The following is a 21296-nucleotide window of genomic DNA, read 5'->3' as shown; positions in this document are numbered from 1 at the left end:
CGGGTATTGTTTTTGCATAACTTCTAAATTTTTTAGGTTTTGCTTAATCTTTCCAAGTTCTTGACATTTATCATCTAGAGTGAAATCGGAAACCTAGATAGAAAGGATTTGGCGATGCAAGATGTCGTTCCGCCATTCAGTAATCATTTAGACGGCATAATATGGACCGATCCTCTCGATGCTAGAGTAGGTAACGACTTACTCTGCGATCGCTTCATCAGCGAGAAATTACCTGAAAACTTTCCATCTCAAATGAATCTTGCTAAGTTCTTGATTTTTGTTATCTACAGTGAAACTACAAGCCTAAATTAAAGCAGTTTCAAGAGTAGGGCGGGGCCTGTAAGTTCCCGCCCTTAATTAGGGAAATATCCCAAATCTGGAACACTCAAGGATAAATATCATGAAGAAGATTTTAAACAGGGTTCCAGAGGTTACAGGTTCCTTCTGGATTATTAAGGTTCTGGCAACGACAGTAGGTGAAACTGCGGCTGATTATCTGTCAGTAAACCTGAACCTTGGTTTAAGCGTTACATCCTATGTTATGAGCGGCGTATTACTGATTGCGCTTTTGAATCAGTTTAGGCTTAAACGGTATATCCCAGTCAGTTACTGGATAGTAGTCGTTTTGATGAGTATCACCGGCACACTAATTACTGATAGATTGGTAGAGGAACTTGGAGTTAGTTTGATGACAACTATTATAGTTTTTAGTGTTGTCTTGTCGGCAGTTTTTGGGCTGTGGTATTCAAACGAAAAGACATTAGCTATGCACTCTATCAACACAGCTAAAAGAGAGCTATTCTATTGGGCAGCTATCTTATTTACGTTTGCCTTGGGCACGGCAACAGGAGACTTCCTAGCAGAAGCTTTGAAGCTGGGTTATGCACAATCAGCAGTAGTATTTGGCGTTTTAATTGCGATCATAGCCGTTGGTTATTATTACTTCAGAATGAATGCAGTCTTGGCATTTTGGATAGCCTACATCTTGACTCGTCCCCTGGGAGCATCTACTGGCGATTTATTGTCACAACCTCCTACAAATGGTGGCTTTGGTTTAGGTACGGTCGGCACCAGTATGCTTTTTCTTTCTATAATTGTGAGCCTGGTTATTTACTTAAGCCTTAAGCAGAAGAAACTAGCCCCACTGCCGATTGACCAACAAGATTGATTAGCGATATTTCCGAGTTCTTGACATTTATCCTATAAAGTGAAATAGCCAAAGTAGGATAACCCAATAGCAACAATGAGTAAACTTCCACAAATCACTGCATTTTTCTGGATAATGAAGATATGTGCAACCACTCTGGGAGAAACGGCAGGAGACCTTTTATCAATGACGTTAAATGTGGGCTATGCAGTTAGTTCCATGATATTAATTGGAGTGTTCTTAACGACTCTTGTGACTCAATTGATATCGAAAAACTATAACCCATTGCTTTATTGGACTGTCATTCTTTCAACCAGCACGGCTGGTACAACGATGTCCGATTACATCGATCGTACTTTAAAGCTTGGCTACACTACAGGGTCTACGATTTTAATTACCATTCTCTTAGTTACTTTGGCGTTTTGGCGATTCAGCGTTGGCTCTCTATCTGTTAATAACATCAAAACGCCTAAAGTTGAGTTGCTTTATTGGACTGCAATTTTATTTTCCAATACTTTGGGTACTGCCTTGGGCGATTTCCTAGCCGATACTTCTGGACTTGGATTTGCAGGAGGAGCGTTGCTAATTTCTAGTTTGCTTGGCCTAGTATTAGCCGCGCATTATTTTACCCAAATTTCTGGAGTCTTGTTGTTTTGGATTGCGTTTATCCTAACCAGACCATTTGGTGCAACACTGGGGGATGTGCTTACAAAATCACACGAAAAAGGTGGTCTAAATTTTGGTACTGTCGGCTCATCTATAGTCCTTTTGTCAATACTCGGAGTCTGTATCCTGTTCACAACTCTAAAGCACAGAAGACTAATCGCACCTGAGTCGTATAACAATGAATGATCTAGAATCAAATTAGAAGATGAATTTAGGAAAATAATACTAGACTTGTCGGGTTTGCAACTTCAGCATTGTGATGCAGAGTATCAGCCAAATATAACCGACTCCGTAGCCAGCAATTATATCTGTCGGCCAGTGTACTCCTATATATATCCGACTTAGACCAATAGCAGCGATTGCAACAACAGCTAGAGCATAGATAAATTGTGAAAACTTGGGAAAGTGACTAGAAAGTAAGTAAGCTAGAAACCCATACATTACCAAAGATCCTAAAGCATGACCGCTAGGGAAACTAAAGGATGTTTCAGAAATTAAACTTGGAAAAAGATGGGGACGAGGTTTAGCAAAAAATAACTTCATTCCGCTATTGAGAATCACCGCTCCCAAACAAGCAATGGCAAAAATTTTAGCTTCTGAACGGTGATTCTGCAACCAAAGCATTCCCAGTGTAACTGTCACAATAATTACTACTACACTGGGATTGCCAAGCTGAGTAATTGTCAACATCACAGCATCTAGACTCGGATTCGTATATCCGTGCAGCCAGTACAGCCAAGCGGTATCAAAGCCAAAAGCTTCTTTTTCCAATACTTCTTCAAATAGCCACGCTAAAATAAAACTAATCGATAGACAACTGGCAAGTCCAACTACACCAATTGTCACGATTAAAGTGGTTATACGAGGGTTGATATGCTGCAACCAAAACTGGTAAGACTTGCGTAACATAATTGAGAAAGCTCAGACAACTTAAAATAATGTACACTTTATAAAATAATTTGTCAATGATTTGCGAATTTTGTAAACAATCAAAATATGATTACTTTAATTTAAAAGCTGTTAAAAATTAGCAAATTAATACTGCTAATTATCAAATATTTTAAACAGATGGCAATCGTACTGTGAAGCAACTGCCAACTCCTACCTGACTGGTGAGGCTAATTGAGCCGCCGTGACTTTGGGCAATGGTTTTGGCAATGGCTAATCCCAAACCTGAACCTCCTTTCCAATAGGAACGAGATTCATCCGCCCGCCAAAATCGTTCAAAAACGAGTTTAATATGCTCTGGTGCTATTCCCGCACCAGTATCTTGCACGCTAATAATTAGATAGGAACGTACTAAGTTGGCTGTAACTTCAATTCTTCCTCCTGACAGCGTGTAGTTAAGTGCGTTTTCAATCAAATTGGCGAACAGCCGTCTCAGTTGTGCCACATTTCCTAGTAAGTACATATCTTCGCCAGTTTCATATTTTAAATCAATTTCTTTAGCACTGGCTTCAGGCTGATATAGCGATAATAAGTTTGCCAAAATTGTAGTTAAATTGACACGATCTTTGTGGTAATTGCATTTTTTTTCGCTCCTAGCTAACAGCAATAAATCTTCTGTTAGGTGCGTCATTTGATTGGCAGCACTAACAATAGCTTGGAACTTTTCTATATCAGATTTTCTGATTTCTTCGGGATATTTTAATGCTACTGCTGCATTACTTTTAATCGCCATTAAAGGACTGCGGAGTTCGTGGGAAGCATCAGCCGTAAACTGTTTTAACCGTTGAAAACTCTCTTCTATTGGCTGCACGGCAAGCCGAGTTAAGATTACGCCACTAAACGCACTAAAAATTAAAGCTAAAATAATACTACTCCCCAGTACCAAATCTAATTTAGTTAAAGTTTCGTCTAGTTCTTCTAAAGATTGACAGATCCTTAAATATCCAATCAGCTTACGCTCGCTGCCCCCTAGAACTGGTAAGATAACCGCTTGAATTCTAGTTTTTCCTATTTCAATTTTTAGCAGACTTTTCTTCGTCGATAAAGGCAAGTTTAGCACAATATTTCCTTGCTTTAAAATCGAATTTCCGTTTATATCAAACCACTGCAAACCTTGATTTTTATGAAGAAATGGTTGTACAATAAAGTCACTTTCAACCTTGATGCTTCCATTTTCAAATTCTGCATTAGTAGCAGCTCCTTGTCCTAAAGCAGTTAGTCGTTCTGTTAGCTGTTGGGTGAGACTGCGGGCGAACAAAAATCGAACCCCAGCGGCAAAAATGACTAAGATTGAGGTAAATACTATCAGATAAGATAACAGCAAACGCCAACGAGTTTTGGTAAACATAATTTGACCAATCTGCAACAGTAGGTAGAATTTTTAGGATTTTTAGTTGATGCCGCTGAGACGATAGCCAATTCCATAAACTGTTTCGATGAAGTTTTCTGAACTTCCGGCTGCTTTTAGCTTGCTCCGCAAATTTGTAATATGAGTCTTGACAGTGCCTTCTCCAGAGGAGCGATCGAAATCCCACAGTTTATCTAAAATTGCTGCACGGGTCAAAACTTGAGCGGGAGTTCTCAAAAAACATTCTAATATCATATATTCCTTGGGTGTTAAATATAAAGGTTGATTGTCATAGGTGACGGTGCAGCTACTGGGATTGAGTTGCAAATCGCCGTGGCTTAAAATCAGCGGCTTGGTTTCAGGAAATCTGCGAGATAAAGCTCTGATTCTTGCTGCTAATTCTTCTAATTCAAAGGGCTTAACTAAATAATCATCAGCCCCCGCATCAAGTCCTACAACTTTATCTGATGTTGTATCCCGCGCTGTTAGCATCAAGATCAGAGCGTTGGAATTAGCTGCACGCAGACGCTTGCACAGCGCAATCCCATCTAATTTGGGCAGCATTAAATCTAACAAAATTAGGTCATAATTAACTGATTGGATGTAATCCCAGCCTTCGATGCCGTCACTCGCTATATCGACGGCATGATTTTGATGCCTTAAATCTTCTGCTAGAGGTTTGGCTATGCGATTGTCGTCTTCAACTAGCAAAATTCTCATAGGTTTTTGCCACAAGGGTAAATGTCAATCCTTCCTCTAAGCAATTAGCAATTAGCAATTAGCAATTAGCAATTACCAATTAGCAATTAGCAATTAGCAATTACCAATTACCAATTACCAATTACCAATTACCAATTACCAATTACCAATTCAAGCAATATCAGGGGGAAGATTGCTAAACTTAGATTTAGGGGCTGACTGCTGATGCTGATATTGTTGCAAGTATGCACCAATTAAATTTTGTACCTGGGATCGCGTTACCTCAGTTCCCGCTTCCAGATGACCCGAAGTTTCAAAGAATACAATGCTGTCAATAGTCTCTAAAGCTAGCATCTGAAATAAAATATGGGTTACGGGCATAAATATTGCCCGAATCCGAGGATCTAAGGGTGTTAAGGAAGCTAAAGCATCCTTGGAAGTAGGGAAAGCGTAAATTACCCGTTTCTCCAAAGTAGGTTGGGTACGATTGCTTAAAGTAGTCACGGCCCAACTGCCATCAAGGGTTTGCAGAATGTAATATTGGAGATGGCGCAACTCTTGAGCTAGCAATTTCAGAGCGGGCGCGATCGCTTCTACAATCTGAGGTGTAGTACCATCAGGGCTGGCTTCGTTAATCAGTGTTTGAATTTGTTGGTCTAAATCCATCAGTCGATTTTAGATTTGGGATTGGGAATTTGGGCTTACAGAGGGCTTACAGAGCAGTGCGAGTTCGTATCAAAATCTGCAATACCTACCATTATCCTCTAATCTAAATTCCAAAATCTAAAATAGCACGGATGTGCTAGGGTCAATATTAGCTATCAACAATCATGCGGGAAATCTGCCAGAGCGTGGAAAAAATCTTTCAACTGCTGTTGGACGAACTCCAAAAGTCCACTCGTGCTTCTGAGCAGAATTGCCGGGAAGTAGCAGAGCGTTTAACAGCAGAAGTTACTCGAATTTGCACGGAAAGCAAGCGAATTCAAGCTTCCGGCGAGGTGGAGCATTGGGCAATAACTCTTGCTCAGCACCGCTTACAGCAGTGTCTCCAGTATTATCAGTTAGGTTCTGGCCCTGGGCGGGTAGAATTGCACAGTACCTTAAGTGCGATCGTCTACCGCTACATTACTCCTCCACAGGTGCAGTCGAGCTATCAAGCGCGGCTGGAGTTAATTAAAGACTTTTTGCAGGGATTTTACCTGGAAGCTTTGAACGCTTTCCGGCGAGAGGCCCAACTGCCAGCGACTTATAGTCCTCGAACTAGGTTAGAGTTGGCAGAATATATGGCTTTCGCGGAAAGGTTTGGCAAGCGACGGATTCCTTTATCGCGCGGTAGGAGTCAACAACTGATCGTACTGCGATCGCAAACCTTTTCCCAACAGCAACCCCACGAAACCTCCGTAGATATGGAGCAGGCCGCTGACGGCGCAGGTCAAGAATCCGACTCTACCTGGAACGACGCAACAGTAACGCGGGTGCGGGAAGCGATGGTAGGCGGCAACTCAACTGATGAGTCAGACTCCCTACGGCAGGCTGTAATTGAAGAATTGATGACCTATCTGGAAGAGCGCAACCAAAAAGACTGCGCTGACTACTTCGCCCTGCGCTTGCAAGATTTGCCCACTAACGAAATTGAAGCAATCTTAGGTTTAACTCCGCGTCAGAGAGACTATTTACAGCAACGGTTTAAATATCACTTGCTCAGATTTGCTCTCTCCCATAGATGGGAGTTAGTCCACCAATGGTTAGAATCTGACTTAGAAAAGAATTTGGGCTTAACACCGCAGCAATGGGATAGTTTTCTGTTACAAATTGGCTCAGAGCAAGAGAGTTTGCTAAGGTTAAAGCAACAGGGTATGTCAGATTCTGCGATCGCGCAAACCCTCGGTAGCACGGCGGCCCAGGTACAGAAGCGATGGTTTAAATTACTAGAGCTTGCCTGGGAAATACGCAATCGTTCAGGTTCCGGAGAAGGGGCATCTACTGATGAATAACAGAACGAATAAGAATGAAGACGCTTTCGAGGGTCAGTTTCTCAACTGGCTACTAGAAAAGCCAAAGGCAAGCGCTTCTTCAGAGGAAGAGGAAAACCTCAACCTGCCGACTGATTTAGAAGATATTAATAGGGTGGAATATTTAGAGTGGGATGAACCAGACCCACTTGATGATGAAGAGATTGACTTTCTCTATCCAGAAAGCCAAGCACTTAAATTGGGAGAAATACCGACCGTGCAAGACCGTTTTCAAACATTATTGAAAGAGCGGCTGAAAGCCGAAATCCTACGCAATCCGCCGCTGTTCCCTTGGGAAACACAAGTTAAAGACTACGAATATGATTATCCAGACGGTGCTGCCGATGAATGGGTTCCCCCCTTGCACTTGTGGAGTGCCCAATTGCAAAATCTCAAGTGGGGGAAATTTCCAATTCCGCTAACAGAGAAGGTTTTTGCTCAATTGTTAGAACCTTGTCAGGAGATTGTATTATCGGGATTGCGAGAAGGGGCAAAAATGGTGCAGGCTGTAGAAAAAGCTCTGTTTCCCCAACAGTATGACACCCTTAATGATTTAACGCGCTTAGTTTTATTAGGTTCTGTGCGCTGTTTTTCTGATGTCGATCAACTCCCTCGCTATGAAGAGGCTACGCCAGAACAGCAAATGGTGTTATCGCTATTAGCAGCGCGGGAAATTATGGGTTCTCTAACTTTAACTTGTCCGCTAAATCAGCCGCCAATTGAACGGCAATGGCTGACTGGTGCAGGTTTGTTGACTCTTGTTGCTGAATATCAATCTGTGGAGAGGCAAAGTAAGGCTTCTATTAGAGTTGAGTGCCAATTACCTGCTGGGGGAAGTGTGGAACTCAAAGCAGGGGAAGCATTAGCAGCAGCCCATCGGCCTAATTCTGGTTATTTGAGTGTGGAATTGTTTGAGCTTCAAGCTAATAAGACTTACCCGTTAACAGTTAGGTTTCAAAATCAAGAACATAAACCTCTGAAGTTTGCTGTTTATCCGACTTTGGGGGTTAATAATTAAGTCTGGATATATTGGCTTGATGATGAGTAATGGGTAATTGGTAATGGGTAATTGGTAATTGGTAATGGATAATTACCAAATTCTCCTCCCCATTATCTTTGCGTCTTATTGTCTTATATGATTCTTGATAGGTTGAGTTTGAGAGATTGATTGATAATTGGGAATTGTTAGAGCCACCAAGGCTTTTCTCCAGTGCGGGGATCGTTTTCCGTCCAAGGTGAGATCAAAATGCTGTTATCGATCGCCACAACCTGGACAATCTTCAGCGGTAGAGGAGCCGGGCCACGCACCACCGTCCCATCAGGAGCATAGCGGGAACCATGACAGGGACATTGAAACTGTTGATCCATTGGGTTCCAGGGAAAGGTGCAACCGAGGTGAGTGCAGTTATCAACAATCCCTATGCTGTCTAGGGTGCCATCTTCTTTGACAATCAAGTAGGTGGGTTCTCCTGCCAGACCCGCAACTAGGGCACGGGTTCCCGGCGGTTCTGCGAGGATTTGTGAGGCTGGAATTAGATTTCCTAAAACATCTTTAGCAAGAATGGCTCCCCCCGCTCCCGTTTCTGCTGGCGGAATGAAAAATTTGCCAGCAGGATAGAGGGCGGCACCTGCGGTAGCGGCGACGGCGGCTCCCGTGATGAAATTGAGTAGTTGCCGCCGCGATAGAGATGGACTTTCGAGAGGAAGACTATTGTCCACGATCGCACTCCTTAAGAGTTAATGAATGAATTTTTCTAAAGTTGCTCTTTTGTCTGGCTGGTACGAATTCCCAGAAGGCTATAAAGACCGCAAAAACCGACCAGAGCCGTTACCAGCAATACGCCACCTGCAACGACTAGACCAATCCCCAATCCTGTACCGCTGTAAAGGAATAGTCCTAGATAAAATAACACCGAAGCCAACAACAGGCGGATCAGGCGATCGAGGGAACCCACATTCGTTTTCATAGCTGTAATCTCCAATATTGAACGGATTGCAAAAACCTTGGTGCAGTAATCAGCAGCTTTTAAGGTATTGCAACCTTTTCTTGTAGCTTTCTTGATTATAACTAATTAATTGTTTTATAGTCAATCAGTTAAGTATACCTTTAGATATATAACCAATTAATCATAAAATAGTTAAATAGATTTAATAGATACGAAAACTTTGGATATAACCGTATGAATTTGGAAAATTTAGCGGCTCTCAAGCCCTATCTGAGCTTTTTTCACCCCATTACCATGTGGCTCTTGCTGGTCGTTGCGCTCTATGCAATGTATCTAGGCGTGCAAGTTCGGCGGACGAGGCTGGCAGACGGAGATATCAAGAAAGAAATGGTTAAAGGTCGGTTTGCTATCCGCCATCACCAAATTGGCTCTATCCTCCTAGCATTGATGGTAATTGGGGCGATCGGGGGAATGACTGTTACCTACCTTAATAGTGGCAAAATTGCGATCGGCCCTCATTTATTTGCAGGCTTAGGAATGGTGGGGTTAATTTCTACTTCTGCTGCGTTGGTTCCCTTTATGCAGAAGCATGATTGGGTTCGCAACCTTCACATTTCGCTGAACATAATTCTGCTGGGATTGTTTGGTTGGCAAGCTGTAACAGGGGTGCAAATTGTACAGAAGATTTTGAGTTCGATGAATGGGCCTGCTGCGGGGTAATTAGTATTCAATTTCTTGGACAAAGAATTCTATCGGCAGCTCAGGGAATTATTTGTCAACCTGCGATCGCACTTATGGCTAGGGGCTAGGGGATAGGGGCTACGATGCTCAGGGAAGAAGGGAATAGAATCAATCAATAGTTTCAGGAATTCAGAACGTCCTAACCGCCGAGAAGGTTGCTATAACGTTAAATTAATCAGGAGAACCTCATGCTGAAGAAGAGTCAGGAACCTATTCAAAAATTACATCAGTTTATTGCCCTCGTATTCATGCTCCTAATGCTAGCGTGGGCATTGAATTTAGGGCTTGTTATTTTCCCCGCTCATGCTGCTGGTATTCGCCAATTGGAAGAATCACCAGGGCAAATGGTATACCAGTCTCGCCAAACGCTCAAGGATCGACATGGAAATAGCTGGCAAGCGATCGCTTTCAAACGTATTCGACCAGATGGTACTGCTAATATTTATTTGCGTCTCGTCAGTTTTCCAGGAATTGCAGAATTCGATCGCACTCGTTCGCTCATCCTCACAAACTCGTTGAACAAAACATGGACAGCAACCGATGTGTCCCAACAAATCTTTACCGATGCAGCCCACTTAGAACCCAACGTAGGACAGTATGAGTTGGGGAGTATCTTGACACAGCTAGAGCCAACTGTGCCTTTACTCTTAAAGCTTCCAACCCTCAATAGCACGGAAATCCACCTCAATGTTTCACCTGCCCTAATTAAAGAATGGCGATCGCTTCTCCTGTAGCTTTCCAGCCTGCAAAGCTAGGTGGAAAACCTTGAACATTGTCGTAGCCCAACAGGTGTAACGTCATCACCCCCATTCCCGATCGGTAGCCCGTTGAACAGTACAAAACCACAGGGCGATCGCGCCCGATTTTATCCAGATTATGACTCAAGGTTCGGAGCGGAATATTGATTGCATTAGGTATATGTCCCAACAGATACTCAGAGGATTCTCGCACATCTACCAACACGGTTTGAGGGTTCTCTAACAGGCTTTTCAATCCTGCAACATTAGCAATCGTGTAATAGCCTGATGGAATCGACGTGAGAAAGCTATCAACTCCCAATTCCAGATTGACCGTTTTTTCAGGCAGAGTTTGTATCCTTTGTTGAGATGTCGATCCAGCCTCCGTAAGAGTTGCTGCTACGACCGGGTTTTGCCCAATACTAACCAAGAGGCAAAACCATATAACAAATCCCAGTAATAAAGTCTGAATTGGTTTCTTAAATATCATATATTTCTCCAGAAATGGATTTTCAAGGGCTTGCTCAGAAGTCAAAATTTAAAATTTAAAATTTTGACTTCTTCTTTACAGATTGCAGCTTTGAGCTAAACTTTTAGTATACACTAACTAAGAGCTAGCCAATGACTGCGGACAAACGGCGAAATTTACCTTTTTTCAGTCAGCTTTGGCAGTGGTTTGAGACGATGCCACAGCCGAAGACTGAGGAATCGATCCTGCTGCGGGTACTGGTACAAGCGCTGGTGACAGTCGGGATTATCGCTACAGATGTGGCGGCTGGGGTGGGGGAAGGGGAGGTGGCGATTAGCCTCTGGGCTGTCCCTCTGAGTATTGTGGGCGCGACTTGGAGTTGGTTTAGTCGGCGCGATCGCAATATCCCAGTTAAATTCTGTCTGGCAATCGGAATGTTGCTGGCTTTGTTTGCCTTTCTTCTCAGTTTGGTAGGGGAGTTGAATGACACCCGCCTGATTCTGGCTAAGTTGTTAATTCAACTCCAAGTGCTCCACAGTTTTGACTTGCCGCAGCGCAAAGATTTAGGCTATTCGATGGTGATTGGGCTGATTTTGTTGGGAGTGGCGGGTACTCTCAGCCAAGAGTTGACATTTGCGCCGTTGCTGTTACTATTTTTGGCGATCGCGATTCCGACTTTGGTACTCGATTATCGATCGCGTTTAGGAATTTTAAAGGAAGTAGGAAAAAGGAAGAAGGAAGAAGGAAAAGACAAAAAGCGCAACTTGTGGGAATTTGGCGAGGCTTTATCTCCCAAACGTTTTGGGCTGCTATTATTAGTAATTGTTGGCTTAGGATTGGGTATTTTTGCATTTTTGCCCCGCTTTCCTGGCTATCAGTTGCGGACTTTTCCAGTAAGTGTGCCCATTGAATACCAGGGACAATTTGACGGTCGCAGTATTACGAATCCCGGCTATGTTAGAGGTGGTAATAGTGAGGGTTCTGGGGGAGGTAGCGGCCGCAATCCAGAGACAGGGCCGGGGAAATTAAACGATACTTTTTATTACGGTTTTAATACTAAAATTAACCAAAACTTGCGGGGAGAAATGAAACCCCAAGTGGTAATGAGAGTGCGATCGCAAGCCGCAGGTTTTTGGCGAGTCTTGGCCTTCGATCGCTACACTGGTCAAGGTTGGGAGATTTCCCGCAATGACAAGGCCCTAACCCTGAATCGACCTTCTTGGTCTTACCAATTTTATCTTAATTGGATGCGGACTTTGAACCGCACTAGAGAGGTGATTCAGAGTTATACAATGGTTTCTCAGATGCCTAACTTGATTCCTGCTTTGGATCAACCGAAGGAACTTTACTTTCCGACGCAGGATGTAGCCGTCGATCCAGAGGGGACATTGCGATCGCCTTTGGAATTGCGGGAGGGACTGACTTACACAGTGATTTCTGAGGTTCCCTATCGCGATCGCAATTTGTTAGGAAAAGCGGGTACTGATTATCTTAAAACCATTAAGAATTATTATCTACAAGTTCCTCCGCAAATTAAAGATAAAGTGCGCCGAGTAACTGAGGACATATTAGCCGCTAGAACTAGAGTTGCGAAGTCTGATAAGCCGATTAATTCAGCTTATGAAAAAGCCTTGTATTTGGCTCAATATTTAAAGCAAAATCCCAATTACAAGCTGCAAAAAGAACCGCCATTTTTACGGGAAGATGAAGATTTAGTCGAGGCGTTTCTATTTGGATATAAAGACAGTCCCGCTGGGAATAAAATTACTGGCGGCTATCCAGACCATTTTGCTAGCGTGATGACAATTATGTTGCGATCGGTGGGGATTCCCGCGCGAGTAGTTGGCGGTTTCGATCCGGGAGAATTCAATCCGTTTACGGGTTTATATATCGTCAAAAACACTGATGCCTATTTAATGACTGAGGTGTATTTTCCTAAGTATGGCTGGTTTCCGTTTAACCCAGTTCCCGGATATCCGCTTTATCCACAATCGATTGAAGATAATCAAACTTTTAGCGCCTTGCAGGCTTTTTGGAAGTGGGTTGCAGGTTGGTTGCCGACACCAGTAACGGGTTTATTAAATACAGTTATTGGTTTTGTTGTTGCCTGGTTAGTAATAGCAATTAGTTGGTTTTTAGCATTATTTGCTAAAGGTTGGGTGGGGTTATTTACAGGGTTGATTGTAGGAATTGGTTGTGGTTTTATTGGTTGGTTGCTGTGGCAAACTTGGCGAAATTGGCGTTACCGTCGCTGGTTGAAGAAATTGCCACCAGTGGAGGGAATCTATCAGGAAATGTTGAAGGATTTAGCCAGGAAAGGATTTGTTAAACGTCGAGATCAAACGCCTTTAGAATACGCGCGAGATATGCGCCAACATTTAGGTGTTGATGAAGTGGAAGTAATTGAGGAAGTTTCTCAGGCTTATGTGCGCTGGCGCTATGGTGGTGAGGTGGGAAATTTAGCGCAGTTGCGGCAATTGGTGGAGAATTTGAGGCGGAGTTTTAATTCGATTAAGTTTCGAGGTAATAATAGCAATGGGTGAAAAAAGGTTGGGTGCAGCGAAGCGTAACCCAACCTACACTAACATCACTTCTTTCTTACTTCTCAGAGTTGGTATAATTACCTTTTTTCACTCTTATGCAAAGCTAGAACGAGTACGAAGTTTGTCAATAGTCACGGCGATAATAATCACCAAACCCTTAACAACTAACTGCCAGAAAAACGATACATTCATCAGGGTTAATCCATTATTGAGTAGGGCAATAATTAAAGCACCCAATAAAGTACCCCAGATAGTACCAATCCCACCCGTGAAACTCGTTCCTCCCAAGATAACAGCAGCGATCGCATCTAGTTCGTAACCTTGTCCTAACATCCCAGTCGCACTGTAAAGGCGCGACGCGCTCATAATACCGCCTAAACCAGACAGTAACCCACTCACGCCATAGACAAATAACAGTACCCGATTTACCTTAATTCCTGTTAGTCTCGCGGCCCGTGCATTACCACCCACAGCGTAAATATGTCTGCCAAGAACAGTCCGTCTTAATACAAACCAACTCACTAATACTGCCAGAAAAGCAATGATAACCAACCAAGGAAGCGGCCCCAAATAATTGTTACCTACCCAGGCAAAATTTAGATTGCGATTAATAACTGTAGTGCCATTAGCTACTAAATAGGCAACCCCTCGCAAAGCAGTATAAGAACCTAGGGTAACGATGAAGGGAGGCAAACCTAAATAAGCAATTAATGAGCCATTAAGCAATCCTAAACCGGCTCCTGCTAATAAGGCAGCGGGTACGGCCAGCAAACCTGCACCGGGAATTAACGATACTAACACCCCGACAACCGCTGTCACGCCCAAAATTGACCCCACTGAAAGGTCAATTCCTCCAGTCAAAATTACAAAGGTCATCCCCGTAGCTAGCACAATATTAATCGATGCTTGCCGAATGACATTAATCAGATTTCCTAGGGAAAGAAAGTTGGGTGTAACAATTGAAAAAATTATACAGATGCCAACCAAAATCGGCAGGATACCAGCCACCTGAATAAAATTTCTCCAAGCTTGAGCTTTACTCGCCCTAGAGCGATCTTTGCTTGAATTACTGGTGATTTTTGCTTGCGTTTGACTCATGATTTTGATACTCCTTTTGCCCCAGTGGCATAAGCCATAATGTTCTCTTGTGTAATCTTTTCCCCAGTCGAGCCGCCCACTTCACCAACTAAGCTTCCGGCCCGCATTACTAAAACGCGATCGCTCATTCCCACAATTTCCGGCAACTCGCTGGAAATCATCAAAATGGCGACACCATTTGTTGCCAAATCGCTAATAATGCGATAAATTTCGCTTTTTGCCCCAATATCTACGCCTCGCGTTGGTTCATCTAATAAAAGTACCTTGGGGTTAATTGCCAACCAACGGGCTAACAATAATTTTTGTTGATTTCCTCCAGATAAATCCATTGCTCTAATGCTGGGACTAGCAAGACGAATCCCTAAGTTTTGAATGGCATCAGTCACAACTTGAGCCAGAGATTTTGAGTTAATAATCCCAGCTTTTGCTTCTCGATCGAGCACATTCAAAGTGATATTTTCACCCGAACTCATTTCTAGAAATAGACCTAAATTTTTGCGGTCTTCCGGTACATAGGCAATGCCAGCTTCAATGGCATCATCGGGGCTAGAAATGTTCAATGGATGCTGCTCTTTAATATCCTCTGGCACATAAGCAATTCCTGATTTAATGGCATTACTTGGCTCGGAGATATTGAGAGGACGACCTTCTAATTTAATTTCCCCGCTGATTTTTGGATCGGCCCCAAAAATCAGACGAGCAAGCTCAGTTCTACCAGCACCAACTAAGCCAGCTAAACCAACGATTTCGCCAGCATGAAGTTTAAAACTCGCAGACTTTACCTTTTTCCGCCCATCACTTAAATTTGTTACTTCCAGCACAACTGAGCCAGGATTTGTTTGACGTTTATGTTCGTATAAATCCTGTAAAGGACGACCCACCATCATTTCTACTAGGCGTTCTGCGGAAATTTCGCTCTTTTCCAGAGAGCCAATATAGCCACCATCTCGGATTACACTAACGCGATCGGCAAGGGCATAAATTTCTTCCATCCTATGGCTAATATAAATAATAGCTATCCCTTCATTTCGCAAGCGGTGAACTATTTCAAAGAGCTTTTCTGTCTCACGGTCTGACAGCGCTGCTGTTGGCTCATCCATGACTAGAATGCGGCTTTGATCTTTGAGTGCTCTGGCGATCTCAACTTGCTGCTGTTCGGCAATTGAAAGTGTTGAAACCAAGTCTCCAGCATCAAAACTGGCATCGAGGTTTTCTAGTACCTCAGATGCCTTACTTCGCATTGCATTTTGATCGATTAGTGCACCTCCTTTTGTGAGTTCACTCCCCATAAAAATGTTTTCGGCAACTGTCAAATTGGGGGCGAGATTAAGTTCTTGATAAATAATAGCTATCCCCAACTCTCTAGCTTGACTGGGGTTCGTCATTTTAATAGCTTGGCCATTAATTCTGATTTCTCCCTCATCGGCTATATAAGCTCCCGCTAGAATTTTCATCAGCGTACTCTTGCCGGCACCATTTTCACCCATTAGGGCGTGAACTTCCCCTGGATAAATTGTCAGATTTACATTCTGCAAAGCATTGAATCCGTTAAAGGTTTTTGTAATGCCTTGCATTTCTAAGATTGGTTTGGTTTCCCTAGGTGATTCCGAGATATTTACCATCAAAATTCCTCCAATTTTATGTAATACTTTTTAATAGTATTACGCAATCTGAAAGGGAGCCTTCCGATTTTGTACATATAGCAGCCGCCAAGACGGTTAGGACGACTTTATTTGTTTGAGAAGTTACGTAACGCCGCCTTCTAGGCGGTTAGGGCACCGCCCAGAGGGCGGCGTTACGTAATCAGTCCTAATTAATCGCCTTGGCGGTTGCTATATATCCCAGGGGCGAAGCATTTGCGCTTAAAATCTCTCGTATAAATAGATAGAATCTGATCGCAAATCCTTCGCCCCTAAAATTTATTCACTTGTCCAACCTTTATGCTCGTTAACGTTTTCACGAGTAATCAGTTTGACTGGAATTAGAATTGTTGTTTCCGCAGGCTTCTTTCCTTTCAGAATATCATTTCCGACCTCAACAGCCTTAGCTGCCATGCGAAATGGATCTTGAGCTGCTGTAGCCACAAATAGACTATTGTTCTGTTTGAGCGCATCTAAAGCTTCAGGTGCGCCATCAACACCAACAATAAAAAATTCGTCTCTTTGTGCTTGTTTAGCAGCTAACTCTGCGCCAATGGCACAGGGGTCATTAATTGCAAAAACAGCATCAATTTTGGGGAAGGAAGTCAGTAAATCGCTCATAACTCTCAACCCACCATCGCGGCTACCTTCTGCATTTTGAGTTTGTGAAAGAAGCTTAATCCCTGGATATTTAGAGAATACTTTCTCACATCCTTGGACTCGTTCAATCACTGAAGCAACAGGAGGCCCGTTGATAATTACAACACTACCTTGACCTTTTAAACGATCGGCAATATATTGACAGCTTACTTCCCCAGCTTGGATGTTATTTGAAGTAACTGTCGCATCAACTCCTCCATCAGCAGCGGTATCAACTGCAACTATTGGAATTCCTGCTTGCTTAGCTTTTTCTACAGCGGGAGCAATCCCTTTACTGTCAGCAGCATTGAGTATGATAATGCTGACTTTTGAGGCAATAAAGTTTTCGATTTGGTTGAATTGCTGATTTAAGTCGTCGCCACTGGAAACAAGAGTTGTTCTTATATTTTGACCGCCAAGTTTCTTTGCTTCCGCTTCTGCACCCTTACCAACTTGTACGAAGAAAGGGTTGCCGAGATCGCGAACTGCTACTGCAACGGATGAAAGTTCAGAACTTTCTTGTTTGCCGCTTTGAGTATTGGGGGTATCTGTCGTGCAACTCACAAGAGTGCAACTTACTAGACTAAAAAGACTAAAGGTGATCGCTACTTGTTTCACCTCAAACTCCATTAATAATTTCTATTCTAGAAATTTAAAAGCTGCTTTTATATCTATCTTGAGATAGATTGTATCAATTCAATCAGAGTTTTATCGGAGATTAGATTAAGTTTCGTTGCAAATTGCCGGAAACTATTCAATCTTACGTAATAAACTTATTAAGTATTTTTACTTGTCAGAGCTGGAGTTTCTTGCTGTTAGTGAAACTCCAGCGGCGGATTAGCGTTTGTGGTTTCGATCGGGGTGAACAGCTACATCAAACCCTTATAACTTGAAGATTATCCTTCTGACTCACCCTGCAACACTTCTGGTAGCAGAGGAGCTAATTCTTGATTTAATCGACCAGATCGTACAAACTCTGCGTAAGTATCTGCTTCAATGGCCAACATTTCTCCGCACAGTTGTTCAATGATAAAATCCTGTAAATTAGGATGTCGATCTTGCAACTTTTCAACTTCTGTTTTTAAGCTTTCGATTTCACCCTTAATTAACGCTTCCTGATAGCGATAAAATTCTGGATCGATACCCCGTTTATTGTCTGTTTGCAAGTATGTTAACACTCGATCGAGCGCTACCTGACGGGCAAGGAGTTTTAGATACTCTTCTCGCAAGGGTCGATCTCCTAGCAAATTGAGCCACTTAAGTAAAGGTTTAACCGTCAAGCCTTGAACCAGCAGCGTAAACAACACCACACCAAAAACCACCGCAACCACAGTTTCACGTTCCGGTAGCGCCTGTGGCACACTCAATGCTAGTGCGATCGACACGGCTCCCCGTAGACCGCCCCACCACAGCACTGTCTGCTCAGAGCCAGAGATATTTGTATGAGCCAGACGATTACAAAAGGCGCTGATGGCAAAAGTCGCGATCGCTCGTGCCACAATCATGCCAACAATAGCGATCGCAATAATACCCAAATTGTTTGTCAGTGTATTAAAGCGAATTTGATCGCCAATCAACAAAAAGACGATTGAATTGATAAAAAAAGCTAAAAACTCCCAAAACTCCGACACAATAATTCGAGTGCGAGGGTTCATACCAATCCGAGAGCCAAAGTTGCCCAAAATCAAACCCGCTGTCACCACTGAAATTACCCCAGAGCCTCCCAAATCTTCAGTAATCAGATACGTCCCATAGGCAGAAACCAGCGTTAAAGATTGCTCAACCAAAGGCAGATCGAATCGTTGGGTAAGATAGGAAATGCCGAAGCCAATCACACCTCCAACGGCCATCCCAATTCCCACAACTATAAAAAATTGAATTAGCACCGATTGCAGTCCCAGGTGTGCCGTTCCCAGGGGTAAGGCCACAAGAAGGGTAAAAGCAACCACTGCCATGCCATCGTTAAATAAGCTTTCGCCTTCGATCAATACTGAGAGGCGTTTTCCCACCCCTAATTCTCGAAATAAGGCGGTGACTGAAACTGGATCGGTTGCTGATAAGCTAGCTCCAATTAGCAAAGCAGTGGTAAGGGACATTCCTGCGAGTTGATTTAATCCCAGGGTAACTCCGGCAATGGAAACAGCCACTCCCGCGATCGCAAATAGACTAATAGGGAACAAATCCCGTTTGAGGTCTGACCATTTAAGGTTCCAGGCTGCTTCAAATAACAGAGGCGGAAGAAAAATAGACAGAATTAATGCCGGAGATAGATCCACCAGACGGACATCTACCAAGGCTAATCCAGTACCGACAATCACCAGCAGCAAAGTATAAGGAATTTGGCGAAACCAACTAAAAATCTGAGGAAGCGTTGCTACACCCAAGGACACCGAAAGCACTAAGAGAAATTGCTTCAGGTTAGTGTCAATTGCCACTTCACTGATTGCAGACTCGATCGCCATAATCTAACTCGTAAACGTTACAGGCGATCTTACATCCTCGACAAAGCCAAGGCGACTACTCCCCAAAGAGTCAGGAGGCAGGAGGCAGGTAAGGCTAAGGCAGAAGGCAGAGGGGAAGCATTTTTGCCCAATTAGCCATTAGCCATTAGCCATTAGCCATTAGCCATTATTGATTGTGACTCGACTCACAAACTCTGATGGTATCTTCTCACAGGTTTAAAGCGGTTGCGATCGCGCATTTTCACCCAAAACATCACGCCTTCTCCAGCCTAAGAATCACCTCGCACTTCTGGGAAACAGGAGATTATGAAAGAGTAGAGTTCAGGAAAAAACCCATGCCTCCAGTACAACTTCTCCCCGGTGCCATCGCTGAAATGCTTGCTTGTGTAAGCGATACAGGCGTTCTCACTCTAGCCGATCGCTACGGTTTAATGGCCGCAGCCTTCGACGAGTCCCTAAATGATGATGACAGAAGTGCAGCCAACCGCTTACTGCGATCGGTGGTCAAAGGTCGTGTGAAAATGGTTAACGAACTCTCCGCAGCGGCCTAAGCGACTAAGTAAAAGACGACAGACAGAAAGGAAAAGACTTTATCTCTTCATCTTTAGAAGCAACCTTTCTAAGTGCAAAATCTTTGCAACCTTAAATATTTTCCGATTAAAATTCACCAACTTCATCTTACAAGTTCATCCAATTGGGTGATGCGTCAATCTAATTAATTATTTAATCTAAACTCTATATTATTTTCTCTTCCTCTTGCCACTATTTTAAATGAATCGCGCCCTAATCAAATCAGATATTTTATCAGAAGCCAAAGCCTGTCTGCACTTAGCAATTCCCTTAGCCGCCGCCCAACTAGCCCAAGCAGCTACCAATTTTTTTGATACTCTGATGATGGGTTGGCTGGGAACTGAAACTTTAGCCGCTGGAGCTCTTGGTGCAATTTCTTTTTCTACTTTTCTGTTAATTACTACAGGGATAATTTCAGTTGTGGGAGCACTGGTAGCCGTAGCTTTTGGTAGTGGAGAAATTGACCGCGTAAGTCACCTCGCTTGTCAAGGACTTTGGCTATCAACAGCCCTTTCGATACCAGTTATGATCTTACTTTGGTACTCTGGCCCTATCCTCATGCTTATGGGTCAAGAACCGAGCAATGTTATTTTAGCAGAAACCTATCTCCGATCTATTGTTTGGGGATTTCCGGCGGCGATGGGATTTGCAGTATTAAAAAATGTTGTTTCTGCACTCAATCAACCCCATTCTGTGACGATCATTACAGTTAGTGGCGTATTGCTAAATGTTGTTGGCAATTATGTACTAATGTTTGGTAAATTTGGTTTTCCTGCACTCGGCTTAGCTGGAATTGGCTGGGCAAGTACCATTTCTTTTTGGGTGACATTCGCAGCAGCAGTAGGTTTTATTTTCATCAATCATAAATTGAAAAGTTACCAACTTTTTCGTCCCTTACTTAAGTTTGATGCCAAATTATTTCGGGAACTTGTTCGCACGGGATGGCCAATTGGTATACTATTTACAGTAGAAACTGGATTGTTCGCAGTAACCGCGTTGTTAATGGGATATTTGGGAACAGCTACTTTAGCTGCTCATCAAATTGCTTTACAAACATCAGTAATTACTTTTATGGTTCCCGTAGGCATTTCCTATGCAACAACAATCAGAGTTGGGCAAATGATAGGGCGCAATGATGCTGAGGGTGCTAGAATTTCGGGATATGTAGGAATAGGAATCGGTGTTTGTTTTATGAGTTGCACGGCGCTAATTTTCTGGACAATTCCTGATAAAATTGTTGCCATGTATATTGACACCAATAATCTTGAAAATTTAAGCGTTGTTAAAACTGCTATTTCTTTATTAGGAGTTGCAGCAATGTTTCAAATTTTCGATGGAATGCAAGTAATCGCTGCTGGTGCTTTACGAGGTTTGAAAGATACGAAAGTACCGATGTTGATTGGATTTTTTTCCTACTGGTGTGTAGGGTTATTCAGCGGTTATATCCTGGGAATCCAACTACATTGGGGCGGTGTAGGTTTGTGGTTAGGTTTGGTATTAGGATTAGCTTTTGCTTCTATAACTTTAACTTGGCGTTTCACTGTTGTTTCAATGAGAATTAAGTAGAAGTTAATTGTTAGTTGTTAATTGTTTATTGTTTGTAACGCCGCCCTCTGGGCGGTATCTTTACC

20 protein-coding genes are annotated in these 21296 nt (G+C 43.0%); 9 read left to right on the top strand and 11 right to left on the bottom strand.

Annotated features, from left to right (window positions below; genetic code table 11):
* Positions 1-400 precede the first annotated feature (400 nt).
* Both PY364_RS15090 and PY364_RS15085 read left to right on the top strand, forming a co-directional pair.
* Positions 401-1168 carry a hypothetical protein gene (locus tag PY364_RS15090; RefSeq protein ID WP_275523710.1) on the top strand — a complete coding sequence of 256 codons (768 nt, stop codon included), beginning with the start codon at positions 401-403 and terminating at the stop codon, positions 1166-1168.
* Between the two features lie 75 nt (positions 1169-1243).
* Positions 1244-1999 carry a hypothetical protein gene (locus PY364_RS15085; protein WP_275523708.1) on the top strand — a complete coding sequence of 252 codons (756 nt, stop codon included), beginning with the start codon at positions 1244-1246 and terminating at the stop codon, positions 1997-1999.
* A 39-nt stretch (positions 2000-2038) separates the two neighbouring features.
* On the opposite strand, the gene PY364_RS15080 is transcribed toward PY364_RS15085, so the two are convergent.
* The 4 genes from PY364_RS15080 to PY364_RS15065 all read right to left on the bottom strand — a co-directional run bounded on the left by PY364_RS15080 (position 2039) and on the right by PY364_RS15065 (position 5474).
* Positions 2039-2722, bottom strand: coding sequence for a phosphatase PAP2 family protein (locus PY364_RS15080; protein ID WP_275523706.1), 684 nt, complete (start codon positions 2720-2722; stop codon positions 2039-2041).
* A gap of 151 nt (positions 2723-2873) precedes the next feature.
* A complete protein-coding gene (locus PY364_RS15075) occupies positions 2874-4109 on the bottom strand; it encodes an ATP-binding protein (RefSeq protein ID WP_275523704.1) in 1236 nt (411 codons plus the stop codon).
* 42 nt (positions 4110-4151) lie between these two features.
* On the bottom strand, positions 4152-4829 hold the full coding sequence (locus PY364_RS15070) for a response regulator transcription factor (RefSeq protein ID WP_275523702.1): 678 nt from the start codon (positions 4827-4829) through the stop codon (positions 4152-4154).
* Between the two features lie 150 nt (positions 4830-4979).
* A complete protein-coding gene (locus PY364_RS15065) occupies positions 4980-5474 on the bottom strand; it encodes a hypothetical protein (RefSeq protein WP_275523700.1) in 495 nt (164 codons plus the stop codon).
* A gap of 164 nt (positions 5475-5638) precedes the next feature.
* Between PY364_RS15065 and hetZ the strand changes: the two genes are divergently transcribed.
* Entirely contained in the window at positions 5639-6802 is a 1164-nt protein-coding gene (gene hetZ / locus PY364_RS15060) for a heterocyst differentiation protein HetZ (protein ID WP_275523698.1), read from the top strand.
* Positions 6795-7838, top strand: coding sequence for a hypothetical protein (locus tag PY364_RS15055; RefSeq protein ID WP_275523696.1), 1044 nt, complete (start codon positions 6795-6797; stop codon positions 7836-7838). The genes hetZ and PY364_RS15055 overlap by 8 nt, the downstream gene beginning before the upstream one ends.
* 167 nt (positions 7839-8005) lie before the next feature.
* On the opposite strand, the gene PY364_RS15050 is transcribed toward PY364_RS15055, so the two are convergent.
* Together PY364_RS15050 and PY364_RS15045 are read right to left on the bottom strand one after the other, a co-directional pair.
* On the bottom strand, positions 8006-8539 hold the full coding sequence (locus tag PY364_RS15050; RefSeq protein ID WP_275523694.1) for a cytochrome b6-f complex iron-sulfur subunit: 534 nt from the start codon (positions 8537-8539) through the stop codon (positions 8006-8008).
* A gap of 35 nt (positions 8540-8574) precedes the next feature.
* On the bottom strand, positions 8575-8787 hold the full coding sequence (locus PY364_RS15045) for a DUF2892 domain-containing protein (protein WP_275523693.1): 213 nt from the start codon (positions 8785-8787) through the stop codon (positions 8575-8577).
* A 213-nt stretch (positions 8788-9000) separates the two neighbouring features.
* Between PY364_RS15045 and PY364_RS15040 the strand changes: the two genes are divergently transcribed.
* On the top strand, positions 9001-9486 hold the full coding sequence (locus PY364_RS15040; RefSeq protein WP_275523691.1) for a DUF4079 domain-containing protein: 486 nt from the start codon (positions 9001-9003) through the stop codon (positions 9484-9486).
* 209 nt (positions 9487-9695) lie between these two features.
* The gene (locus PY364_RS15035) at positions 9696-10241 is read left to right on the top strand and encodes a DUF3122 domain-containing protein (protein WP_275523689.1); all 546 of its coding nucleotides are present in this window, start codon (positions 9696-9698) and stop codon (positions 10239-10241) included.
* Here PY364_RS15035 and PY364_RS15030 read toward each other — a convergent pair.
* Entirely contained in the window at positions 10213-10734 is a 522-nt protein-coding gene (locus PY364_RS15030; RefSeq protein ID WP_275523687.1) for a rhodanese-like domain-containing protein, read from the bottom strand. The two genes, PY364_RS15035 and PY364_RS15030, sit on opposite strands and share 29 nt — an antisense overlap.
* Before the next feature lie 131 nt (positions 10735-10865).
* On the opposite strand from PY364_RS15030, the gene PY364_RS15025 reads away from it, so the two are divergent.
* Positions 10866-13256 carry a DUF4129 domain-containing transglutaminase family protein gene (locus tag PY364_RS15025; protein ID WP_275523685.1) on the top strand — a complete coding sequence of 797 codons (2391 nt, stop codon included), beginning with the start codon at positions 10866-10868 and terminating at the stop codon, positions 13254-13256.
* A gap of 93 nt (positions 13257-13349) precedes the next feature.
* On the opposite strand, the gene PY364_RS15020 is transcribed toward PY364_RS15025, so the two are convergent.
* From PY364_RS15020 to PY364_RS15005, 4 genes are all read right to left on the bottom strand, one after another.
* On the bottom strand, positions 13350-14354 hold the full coding sequence (locus PY364_RS15020) for a ribose ABC transporter permease (protein WP_275523683.1): 1005 nt from the start codon (positions 14352-14354) through the stop codon (positions 13350-13352).
* Positions 14351-15976 (bottom strand): sugar ABC transporter ATP-binding protein, encoded by a 1626-nt coding sequence (locus PY364_RS15015; RefSeq protein ID WP_275523681.1) that lies wholly within the window; start codon positions 15974-15976, stop codon positions 14351-14353. Before PY364_RS15015 ends, PY364_RS15020 begins: the two co-directional genes overlap by 4 nt.
* 297 nt (positions 15977-16273) lie before the next feature.
* Positions 16274-17263: an ABC transporter substrate-binding protein gene (locus PY364_RS15010; protein ID WP_275523679.1), complete on the bottom strand. Its 990-nt coding sequence runs from the start codon at positions 17261-17263 to the stop codon at positions 16274-16276.
* Positions 17264-17529: 266 nt separating this feature from the next.
* Positions 17530-19095 carry a sodium:proton antiporter gene (locus PY364_RS15005; protein ID WP_275523677.1) on the bottom strand — a complete coding sequence of 522 codons (1566 nt, stop codon included), beginning with the start codon at positions 19093-19095 and terminating at the stop codon, positions 17530-17532.
* A gap of 335 nt (positions 19096-19430) precedes the next feature.
* On the opposite strand from PY364_RS15005, the gene PY364_RS15000 reads away from it, so the two are divergent.
* Positions 19431-19646, top strand: coding sequence for a hypothetical protein (locus PY364_RS15000; protein ID WP_275523723.1), 216 nt, complete (start codon positions 19431-19433; stop codon positions 19644-19646).
* A 220-nt stretch (positions 19647-19866) separates the two neighbouring features.
* Complete coding sequence (locus PY364_RS14995) at positions 19867-21231, top strand: MATE family efflux transporter (protein ID WP_275523675.1); 1365 nt, start codon at positions 19867-19869, stop codon at positions 21229-21231.
* Positions 21232-21296: the final 65 nt, after the last annotated feature.

Source organism: Kamptonema sp. UHCC 0994 (genome assembly GCF_029167235.1).
GTDB lineage: Bacteria > Cyanobacteriota > Cyanobacteriia > Cyanobacteriales > Microcoleaceae > Kamptonema.
Note: the sequence above shows the minus strand (reverse complement) of the source record. Positions and strands in the feature narration are given on the sequence as shown.

Excerpts from the sequence above, each read along its gene's own strand:
- PY364_RS15015 (WP_275523681.1), bottom strand. The coding sequence starts at position 15,976 with ATGGTAAATATCTCGGAATCACCTAGGGAAACCAAACCAATCTTAGAA.
- PY364_RS15055 (WP_275523696.1), top strand. The coding sequence starts at position 6,795 with ATGAATAACAGAACGAATAAGAATGAAGACGCTTTCGAGGGTCAGTTT.
- PY364_RS15025 (WP_275523685.1), top strand. The coding sequence starts at position 10,866 with ATGACTGCGGACAAACGGCGAAATTTACCTTTTTTCAGTCAGCTTTGG.
- PY364_RS15000 (WP_275523723.1), top strand. The coding sequence starts at position 19,431 with ATGCCTCCAGTACAACTTCTCCCCGGTGCCATCGCTGAAATGCTTGCT.
- PY364_RS15020 (WP_275523683.1), bottom strand. The coding sequence starts at position 14,354 with ATGAGTCAAACGCAAGCAAAAATCACCAGTAATTCAAGCAAAGATCGC.
- PY364_RS15005 (WP_275523677.1), bottom strand. The coding sequence starts at position 19,095 with ATGGCGATCGAGTCTGCAATCAGTGAAGTGGCAATTGACACTAACCTG.
- PY364_RS15065 (WP_275523700.1), bottom strand. The coding sequence starts at position 5,474 with ATGGATTTAGACCAACAAATTCAAACACTGATTAACGAAGCCAGCCCT.
- PY364_RS15085 (WP_275523708.1), top strand. The coding sequence starts at position 1,244 with ATGAGTAAACTTCCACAAATCACTGCATTTTTCTGGATAATGAAGATA.
- PY364_RS15035 (WP_275523689.1), top strand. The coding sequence starts at position 9,696 with ATGCTGAAGAAGAGTCAGGAACCTATTCAAAAATTACATCAGTTTATT.
- PY364_RS15045 (WP_275523693.1), bottom strand. The coding sequence starts at position 8,787 with ATGAAAACGAATGTGGGTTCCCTCGATCGCCTGATCCGCCTGTTGTTG.
- PY364_RS15075 (WP_275523704.1), bottom strand. The coding sequence starts at position 4,109 with ATGTTTACCAAAACTCGTTGGCGTTTGCTGTTATCTTATCTGATAGTA.
- PY364_RS15010 (WP_275523679.1), bottom strand. The coding sequence starts at position 17,263 with ATGGAGTTTGAGGTGAAACAAGTAGCGATCACCTTTAGTCTTTTTAGT.
- PY364_RS15030 (WP_275523687.1), bottom strand. The coding sequence starts at position 10,734 with ATGATATTTAAGAAACCAATTCAGACTTTATTACTGGGATTTGTTATA.
- hetZ (WP_275523698.1), top strand. The coding sequence starts at position 5,639 with ATGCGGGAAATCTGCCAGAGCGTGGAAAAAATCTTTCAACTGCTGTTG.
- PY364_RS14995 (WP_275523675.1), top strand. The coding sequence starts at position 19,867 with ATGAATCGCGCCCTAATCAAATCAGATATTTTATCAGAAGCCAAAGCC.
- PY364_RS15080 (WP_275523706.1), bottom strand. The coding sequence starts at position 2,722 with ATGTTACGCAAGTCTTACCAGTTTTGGTTGCAGCATATCAACCCTCGT.
- PY364_RS15070 (WP_275523702.1), bottom strand. The coding sequence starts at position 4,829 with ATGAGAATTTTGCTAGTTGAAGACGACAATCGCATAGCCAAACCTCTA.
- PY364_RS15040 (WP_275523691.1), top strand. The coding sequence starts at position 9,001 with ATGAATTTGGAAAATTTAGCGGCTCTCAAGCCCTATCTGAGCTTTTTT.
- PY364_RS15090 (WP_275523710.1), top strand. The coding sequence starts at position 401 with ATGAAGAAGATTTTAAACAGGGTTCCAGAGGTTACAGGTTCCTTCTGG.